Source organism: Streptomyces sp. ADMS (assembly GCF_033441795.1).
GTDB lineage: Bacteria > Actinomycetota > Actinomycetes > Streptomycetales > Streptomycetaceae > Streptomyces.
The window spans coordinates 1-9,258 of the sequence record NZ_JAVFVX010000183.1 but is presented as its reverse complement, the minus strand read 5'-3'; the positions used below and the strand labels follow the sequence as shown (position 1 = coordinate 9,258).

The 9,258-nt window shown below is 70.1% G+C and carries 9 protein-coding genes; all 9 read left to right on the top strand.

The genetic code is table 11. The features are described from left to right. Window positions 1-337 precede the first annotated feature (337 nt). Entirely contained in the window at window positions 338-1,240 is a 903-nt protein-coding gene (gene hpnC, locus RB628_RS38135; RefSeq protein ID WP_318325239.1) for a squalene synthase HpnC, read from the top strand. After that, window positions 1,237-2,187, top strand: a complete 951-nt coding sequence (gene hpnD, locus RB628_RS38130; RefSeq protein ID WP_318325238.1) for a presqualene diphosphate synthase HpnD — start codon at window positions 1,237-1,239, stop codon at window positions 2,185-2,187. Before hpnC ends, hpnD begins: the two co-directional genes overlap by 4 nt. After that, window positions 2,187-2,327, top strand: a complete 141-nt coding sequence (locus tag RB628_RS42805) for a DUF6380 family protein (protein ID WP_412180792.1) — start codon at window positions 2,187-2,189, stop codon at window positions 2,325-2,327. The genes hpnD and RB628_RS42805 overlap by 1 nt, the downstream gene beginning before the upstream one ends. Then, window positions 2,324-3,742 (top strand): hydroxysqualene dehydroxylase HpnE, encoded by a 1,419-nt coding sequence (gene hpnE / locus RB628_RS38125; RefSeq protein ID WP_318325237.1) that lies wholly within the window; start codon window positions 2,324-2,326, stop codon window positions 3,740-3,742. The genes RB628_RS42805 and hpnE overlap by 4 nt, the downstream gene beginning before the upstream one ends. 62 nt (window positions 3,743-3,804) lie before the next feature. Then, a complete protein-coding gene (locus RB628_RS38120; RefSeq protein WP_318325236.1) occupies window positions 3,805-4,878 on the top strand; it encodes a polyprenyl synthetase family protein in 1,074 nt (357 codons plus the stop codon). Between the two features lie 112 nt (window positions 4,879-4,990). Beyond that, window positions 4,991-6,988, top strand: a complete 1,998-nt coding sequence (gene shc / locus RB628_RS38115) for a squalene--hopene cyclase (protein WP_318325235.1) — start codon at window positions 4,991-4,993, stop codon at window positions 6,986-6,988. Continuing rightward, window positions 6,988-7,623: a 1-hydroxy-2-methyl-2-butenyl 4-diphosphate reductase gene (locus RB628_RS38110; RefSeq protein WP_318325234.1), complete on the top strand. Its 636-nt coding sequence runs from the start codon at window positions 6,988-6,990 to the stop codon at window positions 7,621-7,623. Before shc ends, RB628_RS38110 begins: the two co-directional genes overlap by 1 nt. Before the next feature lie 5 nt (window positions 7,624-7,628). After that, window positions 7,629-8,651 (top strand): adenosyl-hopene transferase HpnH, encoded by a 1,023-nt coding sequence (hpnH, locus tag RB628_RS38105; protein WP_318325233.1) that lies wholly within the window; start codon window positions 7,629-7,631, stop codon window positions 8,649-8,651. Between the two features lie 4 nt (window positions 8,652-8,655). Then, the coding region (locus RB628_RS38100) for a flavodoxin-dependent (E)-4-hydroxy-3-methylbut-2-enyl-diphosphate synthase (protein WP_318325232.1) at window positions 8,656-9,258 on the top strand (603 nt) is incomplete at its 3' end.

The window sequence follows — 9,258 nt, the reverse complement described above, 5'->3', positions numbered from 1 at the left end:
CGGAACTGGTCCGGCGGGGCCCCACGTCTGTAAAGGAAACGTCAACTCCGGCCAGCCGCAGGAATCTTGACGCCAATCGGTGCGTTCTTGTGATGCGTCGGACACCCCGACGGACCATGGTGCGTTGTACAACGTAAGCTGTACCAGCGCTGAATCGCGGCAAGTGGGGCGATAACACGCGACACCCGGCATCGGACCGCCGCGTGGACGGCTGGGCGGCGTGTCCGAAATAGTGCCCATTGGGTCCGCAGTGTAGAACGGGAGATGTGACGGCGATGGCTACGGAAACTCCCCAGCTCCCCACAGCGTGTGCCATCCCCGCCCCGGGCAGTGAACGGTGACGGCAACCGGCCATACGCGCACCGACGACGCGGAGCGCGGCACGCTCGACAAGGCCGCGGACGAGAACTTCCCCGTGGCACCGTTCTTCCTTCCCAGGGCCTGGCGCACCGACCTCATGGCCGTCTACGGCTTCGCCCGCCTCGTCGACGACATCGGTGACGGCGATCTGGCCCCCGGTGGCGCCGATGCCCGTCTGCTGGGCGTGGCCCCCGAAGAGGCGGACGACCGGCTCGTACTTCTCGACGCCTTCGAGACCGACCTGCGCAGGGTCTTCGACGGAACCCCGGAGCACCCCCTGCTGCGCCGGCTCCAGCCGACCGTTCGCCGCCGCGCCCTCACCCCCGAGCCCTTCCTCGGCCTGATCGCCGCCAACCGCCAGGACCAGCTGGTCAGACGGTACGAGACGTACGACGACCTCCTCGCCTACTGCGAGTTGTCCGCCAACCCCGTGGGCCGCCTCGTCCTCGCCGTCACCGGCACCGCGACGCCCGAGCGGATCCGCCGCTCCGACGCCGTGTGCACGGCCCTCCAGATCGTCGAGCACCTCCAGGACGTCACCGAGGACCTCGGCCGCGGCCGGATCTACCTGCCCGCCCAGGACATGAAGCGCTTTCATCTCCGGGAGGCGGATCTCGCAGCCCCCACCGCAGGCGCATCGGTGCGCGCACTGATCGCATACGAAGCGGAACGCGCGTGTGGCCTGCTGAATGAAGGCATCCCCCTCGTGGGTAGCGTCCACGGCAGGCTGAAGCTGCTGCTCGCGGGTTTCGTGGCGGGGGGAAAGGCGGCCATCCAGGCGATCGCCGCCGCCGAATACGACGTACTTCCCGGCCCGCCCAAGCCCGGCAGGATCCAGTTGCTGCGCGAGGTGGGCACAACCCTGCGAGGAAAGGGGTGATCCGGAGGGTGGAGTCGGAACCACACGTGTCCGCACCGGTACTCGCCGCCTACAGCTACTGCGAGGCCATCACCGGACAGCAGGCCCGCAACTTCGCGTACGGCATCAGACTGCTGCCGACGCCGAAGCGGCGCGCGATGTCCGCCCTGTACGCGTTCTCCCGGCGCGTCGACGACATCGGTGACGGCACGCTGGCCTCCGAGGTCAAGGCGGCGCGGCTGGAGGACACCAGAGCGCTGCTCACCCGGGTCCGCGAGGGCGCGGTCGACGAGGACGACACCGACCCGGTCGCGGTCGCCCTCAGCCACGCGGGGACACACTTCCCGATCCCGCTCGGCGGCCTCGACGAACTCATCGACGGCGTCGTGATGGACGTACACGGTGAGACCTACGAGACCTGGGACGACCTGAAGGTCTACTGCCGCTGTGTGGCCGGGGCCATCGGGCGGCTCTCGCTGGGTGTGTTCGGCACGGAGCGGGGCGCGCGCGGTGCGGAACGCGCCTCCGAGTACGCCGACACGCTGGGGCTCGCACTCCAGCTCACCAACATCCTGCGGGACGTCCGCGAGGACGCCGTGGGCGGACGGACCTATCTGCCCTCCGACGACCTCGCCAAGTTCGGCTGCTCGGCCGGGTTCAGCGGGCCGAACCCGCCGGAGGGCTCCGACTTCGCGGGCCTGGTCCACTTCGAAGTGCGGCGCGCCCGCGCCCTGTTCGCCGAGGGCTACCGGCTGCTGCCCATGCTCGACCGGCGCAGCGGCGCCTGTGTCGCCGCCATGGCCGGCATCTACCGGCGGCTCCTCGACCGCATCGAGCGCGAGCCGGAGGCCGTGCTGCGCGGCCGGGTCTCGCTGCCCGGACGCGAGAAGGCGTACGTCGCGGTGCGCGGCCTGTCCGGTCTGGACGCCCGGCATGTGTCCCGGCGGACCGTCAGGAGGCGGGCCTGATGGAGAGTCCGGTCCGAGATGATGTGCCCCAGTCGAAACGGCGCGCAACCCTCCGGTCGGGGACGGCGTCCCTGACTTCAACGGCCTGCCGTGCGGTGTTCATCCGGCGCGGCGGGTGCGCAGGGGGGAGTGCGGGATGAGCGACGGTACGCGGCCCGGGGAACGTCCGGGGCATCACGGTGAGAAGAGCGCCGTGGTGGTCGGCGGAGGGCTGGCGGGCATCACCGCGGCGCTTTCGCTGGCCGATGCCGGTGTCCGCGTCACGCTGCTCGAAGGGCGGCCGCGGCTCGGCGGGCTCGCCTTCTCCTTCCAGCGCGACGGACTGACCGTCGACAACGGCCAGCACGTGTACCTGCGTTGCTGCACCGCCTACCGCTGGTTCCTCGACCGTATCGACGGCGCCGCGCTCGCTCCGGTGCAGGCTCGTCTCGACGTGCCGGTGGTCGACGCGGCGAAGCCTGCCGGGCGGCGCCTGGGCAGACTTCGGCGCGACGCACTGCCCGTACCCCTGCATCTCGGGCGCAGCCTGGCCACGTATCCGCACCTCTCCCTCGCCGAACGCGCCAGAGTGGGCCGTGCCGCACTCGCGCTCAAGGCGCTGGACCTCGGCGACCCGGCGCTGGACGCGCAGGACTTCGGCAGCTGGCTGGCCGCGCACGGTCAGTCGCCGCGTGCTGTCGAGGCACTGTGGGACCTGGTGGGGGTCGCCACCCTCAACGCGGTGGCCGGGGACTCGTCCCTGGGGCTCGCCGCGATGGTGTTCAAGACCGGTCTGCTGTCCGACCCGGGCGCGGCCGACATCGGCTGGGCGCGCGTCCCGCTGGGTGAACTGCACGACACTCTGGCCCGCAAGGCGCTCGACTCCGCGGGCGTGCGTACCGAAGTCCGTACACGCGTCACCTCCGTCCAACACAACGAGAACGGCCGCCTGACCGTTCAGGTTCCCGGTGAGACGCTCGACGCGGACGCCGTCGTGCTCGCCGTGGCCCAGCACGAGGCGCACGATCTGCTGCCGGAGGGCGCGCTCGACGCCCCCGGGCGGCTGCTGGAGATCGGCACCGCGCCCATCCTCAACGTGCACGTGGTGTACGACCGGAAGGTGCTGAGCACGCCGTTCCTCGCGGCGCTCGGCAGCCCGGTCCAGTGGGTCTTCGACCGGACCGAGGCGTCCGGGCTCGGTGGCGAGGGCCAGTACCTTGCGCTGTCGCAGTCGGCCGCGCACGACGAGATCGACGAGCCCGTGGCGGCACTGCGCGAGCGGTATCTCCCGGAGCTGGAGCGGCTGTTGCCCCGCGCGAAGGGCGCCCGCGTGCAGGATTTCTTCGTCACCCGGGAGCGGACAGCGACGTTCGCCCCCACCCCCGGCGTCGGACGGCTGCGGCCCGGCGCCCGCACCAGAACCCCCGGCCTGTACCTGGCCGGTTCGTGGACCGCCACCGGGTGGCCCGCGACCATGGAGAGTGCGGTCCGCAGCGGAGTCAGTGCGGCCGGCGCCGTGCTGGGCGCTCTGGGCCGGCCCCGCCACCACCTCTTCGACGTCGAGGAGGCCGCCTGATGCTCGACCATCAGAACGCGACGGGCCCCCGCACCCCCGGCACCGCGACAAGAGGAGAGACTGTGCCCACTGTGCCCCCGGCCCCGAAGGCCGATCGAAGGACCACGGTGGACGTGACCGCGCTCCTGGAGCGCGGCCGGACCCTGGCCACTCCGGTGCTGCGGGCGGCGATCAACCGTCTCGCGGCGCCCATGGACACCGTCTCCGCCTACCACTTCGGCTGGATCGACGCCCACGGCAGGCCCACGGCCGGCGACGGCGGCAAGGCCGTACGCCCCGCGCTCGCCGTGCTGTCCGCCGAGGTCACCGGCGCCGGCCCCGAGGCCGGCATCCCCGGCGCGGTCGCCGTCGAGCTGGTGCACAACTTCTCGCTGCTGCACGACGACCTGATGGACGGCGACGAACAGCGCCGACACCGTGACACCGTCTGGAAGGTGCACGGTCCCGCCCAGGCCATCCTGGTCGGCGACGCCATGTTCGCGCTGGCCAACGAGATCCTCCTGGAACTCGGGACCGTCGAGGCAGGCCGCGCCACCCGCCGCCTCACCACCGCGACCCGCGCCCTCATCGACGGCCAGGCGCAGGACATCTCCTACGAGCACCGCGACCGCGTCAGCGTCGAGGAGTGCCTGGAGATGGAGGGCAACAAGACCGGCGCCCTGCTCGCCTGCGCCAGCTCCATCGGTGCGGTCCTCGGCGGCGCGGACGACCGCACCGCCGACACCCTGGAGAAGTACGGCTACCACCTCGGCCTGGCCTTCCAGGCCGTCGACGACCTCCTCGGCATCTGGGGCGACCCGGAGGCCACGGGCAAGCAGACCTGGAGCGATCTGCGTCAGCGCAAGAAGTCCCTGCCCGTCGTCGCCGCCCTCGCGGCGAGCGGCCCGGCCGCCGAGCGGCTCGGTGGACTCCTCGCCGCCGACGCGAAGAGCAGCGACTTCGAGAGCTTCTCCGAGGAGGAGTTCGCCGCCCGCGCCGCCCTGATCGAACAGGCGGGCGGCCGCGAGTGGACCGCCGAGGAGGCCCGCCGTCAGCACACCATCGCCGTCGACGCACTGAACGCCATCGACATGCCCGACCGGGTGCGCGAACAGTTCACCGCGCTCGCCGACTTCGTCGTCGTGCGAAAGAGATGATCACTATCGGTCGAATAAGCCTCGCGTAGTCGCCGGCCGGGCGTCGCGTTCAGCGGCGCACCGGCCGACGGCGGACCCACAGCAGAGACATCCACTGCACGAAGGGGAAGCCATGACAGCGACGACCGACGGAAGCACCGGGGCATTGCCGCCCCGCGCTGCCTCGGCCAGCGAAACCGAAACCGACATCGACGTTCCCGTGGTGGCAGGGGTTCAGGATGCCGCCGCGCATGCCATGAGGCGTGCCACCGATCATCTGCTCGCGCGGCAGGACGCCCAGGGCTGGTGGAAGGGCGACCTCGAGACCAACGTCACGATGGACGCCGAGGACCTGCTGCTGCGTCAGTTCCTGGGCATCCGCGACGAACAGACCACCCAGGCAGCCGCGTTGTTCATCCGTGGCGAGCAGCGCGACGACGACACCTGGGCGACCTTCCACGGCGGACCCGCCGATCTCTCCGCCACCATCGAGGCGTACGTCGCCCTGCGGCTGGCCGGGGACGCCCCGGACGCGCCGCACATGGCGAAGGCGTCCGCCTGGATCCGCGACCGGGGAGGGATCGCCGCAGCCCGGGTCTTCACCCGGATCTGGCTGGCTCTGTTCGGCTGGTGGAAGTGGGACGACCTTCCCGAACTCCCGCCGGAACTCATCTACTTCCCGAAGTGGATGCCGCTCAACATCTACGACTTCGGCTGCTGGGCCCGGCAGACGATCGTGCCGCTCACCATCGTCAGCGCGATTCGCCCGGTCCGCCCGGCACCCTTCCCGCTGGATGAGCTGCACACCGATCCCGGGGAGCCGAACCCGGGCAAGTCCCTTGCGCCACTCGTGAGTTGGGACGGTGCCTTCCAGCGTCTCGACAGGGTTCTGCACGGCTACCGGAAAGTCGCGGTGCGCCGGCTGCGCAAGGCGGCCATGAACGCCGCCGCCCGCTGGATCATCGAGCGCCAGGAGAACGACGGCTGCTGGGGAGGCATCCAGCCGCCGGCCGTCTACTCGGTGATCGCCCTGCACCTGCTCGGCTACGACCTCGAACACCCGGTCATGCGGGCCGGGTTGGAGTCCCTGGACCGTTTCACGGTGTGGCGCGAGGACGGGGCCCGGATGATCGAGGCCTGCCAGTCGCCGGTGTGGGACACGTGTCTCGCCGTCATCGCTCTCGCCGACGCGGGCCTGCCCGCCGACCACCCCCAACTGGTCAAGGCCGCCGACTGGATGCTGGGCGAACAGGTGGTCCGGCCCGGTGACTGGTCCGTACGACGGCCCGAACTGCCGCCGGGTGGCTGGGCGTTCGAGTTCCACAACGACAACTACCCCGACATCGACGACACCGCCGAGGTCGTCCTCGCCCTCCGCCGTGTCCGGCACCACGACCCGGAGCGGGTCGAGAAGGCCATCGGCCGCGGAGTGCGCTGGAACCTCGGTATGCAGTCGAAGAACGGTGCCTGGGGCGCCTTCGACGTCGACAACACCAGTTCGCTTCCCAACAAGCTTCCGTTCTGCGACTTCGGCGAGGTCATCGACCCGCCGTCCGCCGATGTCACCGCGCATGTCGTGGAGATGCTGGCCGTCGAGGGCATGTCCCACGATCCGCGCACCCGGCGCGGCATCGAGTGGCTGCTCGCCGAACAGGAGCCCAGCGGCGCCTGGTTCGGCCGCTGGGGCGTCAACTACGTCTACGGGACCGGCTCGGTGGTGCCCGCGCTGACCGCCGCCGGCCTGCCCGCCGCCCACCCGGCGATCCGGCGCGCGGTGGACTGGCTGGAGAAGGTCCAGAACGACGACGGCGGCTGGGGTGAGGACCTGCGCTCCTACAACGACAGCGCCGGCTGGAGCGGCCGGGGTGCCTCGACCGCCTCCCAGACAGCCTGGGCTCTGCTCGCCCTGCTGGCCGCCGGGGAGCACGACTCGAAGGTCGTCGAACGCGGTGTCGAGTGGCTCGCCGCGTCCCAACTGCCTGACGGCTCCTGGGACGAGCCGTACTTCACCGGCACCGGCTTCCCCTGGGACTTCTCGATCAACTACCACCTCTACCGCCAGGTCTTCCCGCTCACCGCGCTCGGCCGGTACGTCCACGGGGAGCCGTTCGCCGACGCCAAGGGGGGCTGATGGACAGGCAGCCCGAGCCGGCCCCGCTGCTGATCGCCTGTGCGCTCGGCATCGAGCGGCTCGCCCTGCGCCGGGGCGAACGCCGCGAGGGACCCGTCACCGTGCTGCGTACGGGAATGGGGCCCGAGGCGGCCGAGGCGGCCGTCACCCGGGCCCTCGCCGACCCGGCGCTGTGCCACGCCGTCGTACTGGCCACCGGCTTCTGCGCGGGACTCGCCCCCGGAATGCACCCCGGTGACCTGGTGGTCGCCGAGGAGACCCGGCACCCGCGCGGCGCCACCCGCTGCGACGGCGTGGAACTGCTCGTCGAGGAACTGATGCGTGCCGTGCCCGGGCGCACGGTCCACACCGGCCCTCTCACCGGATCCGATCACGTCGTGCGCGGTCACGAACGGTCGGATCTGCTCGCGACCGGCGCAATCGCGGTCGACATGGAGTCGGCGGCCACGCTCCACAGCGCCGTGCGCACGGGCGTGCGCCCGGTTGCGGCCGTACGGGTGGTCGTGGACGCTCCAGAACATGAACTCGTCCGGATCGGCACGCTTCGCGGTGGAATATCGGCTTTCCGCGTTCTTCGTTCGGTCCTTCCCGCTTTTCTCGAATGGCACCGTTCCTTGCTGCTCCCCAGGAGGTGAGCCAGATGGCCATGCCGCTCCGCCAGACCATCAAAATCGCTACGTATTTGGCCGAACAGAAAATCCGCAAGCGGGACAAGTTCCCGCTGATCGTCGAACTCGAACCGCTCTACGCCTGCAACCTCAAGTGTGAGGGCTGCGGCAAGATCCAGCACCCGGCCGGGGTGCTCAAGCAGCGCATGCCGGTCGCCCAGGCTGTCGGAGCGGTGCTGGAGTCCGGGGCACCCATGGTGTCCATCGCGGGCGGCGAACCCCTGATGCATCCTCATATCGACGAGATCGTGCGGCAGTTGGTGCAGAGGAAGAAGTACGTCTTCCTCTGCACCAACGCCATGCTGCTGCGCAAGAAGATGGACAAGTTCAGGCCCTCGCCGTATTTCGCGTTCGCCGTGCACATCGACGGCCTGCGCGAGCGGCACGACGAGTCCGTCGCGAAAGAGGGGGTGTTCGACGAGGCCGTGGCCGCCATCAAGGAGGCCAAGAAGCGCGGATTCCGGGTCACCACCAACTCGACCTTCTTCAACACCGACACCCCGCAGACCATCATCGAGGTGCTCAACTTCCTCAACGACGACCTCCAGGTCGACGAGATGATGATCTCGCCCGCCTACGCCTACGAGAAGGCCCCCGACCAGGAGCACTTCCTCGGCGTCGAGCAGACTCGCGAGCTGTTCAAGAAGGCATTCGGAGGCGGCAACCGGCGGCGCTGGCGGCTCAACCACTCCCCGCTCTTCCTGGACTTCCTGGAGGGCAAGGCCGACTTCCCTTGCACGGCCTGGGCGATCCCGAACTACTCGCTGTTCGGCTGGCAGAAGCCCTGCTATCTGATGAGCGACGGCTATGTGACGACGTACAGGGAACTCATCGAGAAGACCGACTGGGACGCCTACGGCCGCGGCAAGGACGACCGGTGTGCCAACTGCATGGCGCACTGCGGCTACGAGCCGACGGCAGTCATGGCAACCATGGGGTCCCTGAAGGAGTCCCTGCGCGCCATGCGCGAGACCGTCGCCGGAAACCGGGAGTGACGTCGTGACCGCCGTCTCCTTGGGCGTTCCCGAGATACCGGTCCGCCCGATCGCCGAGCGCCGGGTCTCCCGGCGTATCGAGGTCGGGCCCGTGGCGGTCGGGGGCGGGGCCCCGGTGTCGGTCCAGTCGATGACGACGACGCGTACGTCGGACATCGGCGCCACACTCCAGCAGATCGCCGAACTCACCGCGTCCGGCTGTCAGATCGTCCGTGTCGCCTGCCCCACGCAGGACGACGCGGACGCGCTGGCGACCATCGCGAGCAAGTCGCAGATCCCGGTGATCGCCGACATCCACTTCCAGCCGAAGTACGTGTTCGCCGCGATCGAGTCCGGCTGCGCCGCCGTCCGCGTCAATCCCGGCAACATCAAGCAGTTCGACGACAAGGTGAAGGAGATCGCGCGCGCCGCCAGGAACCACGGTACGCCGATCCGGATCGGCGTCAACGCCGGTTCGCTGGACCGGAGGCTGCTCCAGAAGTACGGGAAGGCGACCCCCGAAGCGCTCGTCGAGTCGGCGTTGTGGGAGGCGTCGCTCTTCGAGGAGCACGGCTTCCGGGACATCAAGATCTCCGTCAAGCACAACGACCCGGTGATCATGGTCAAC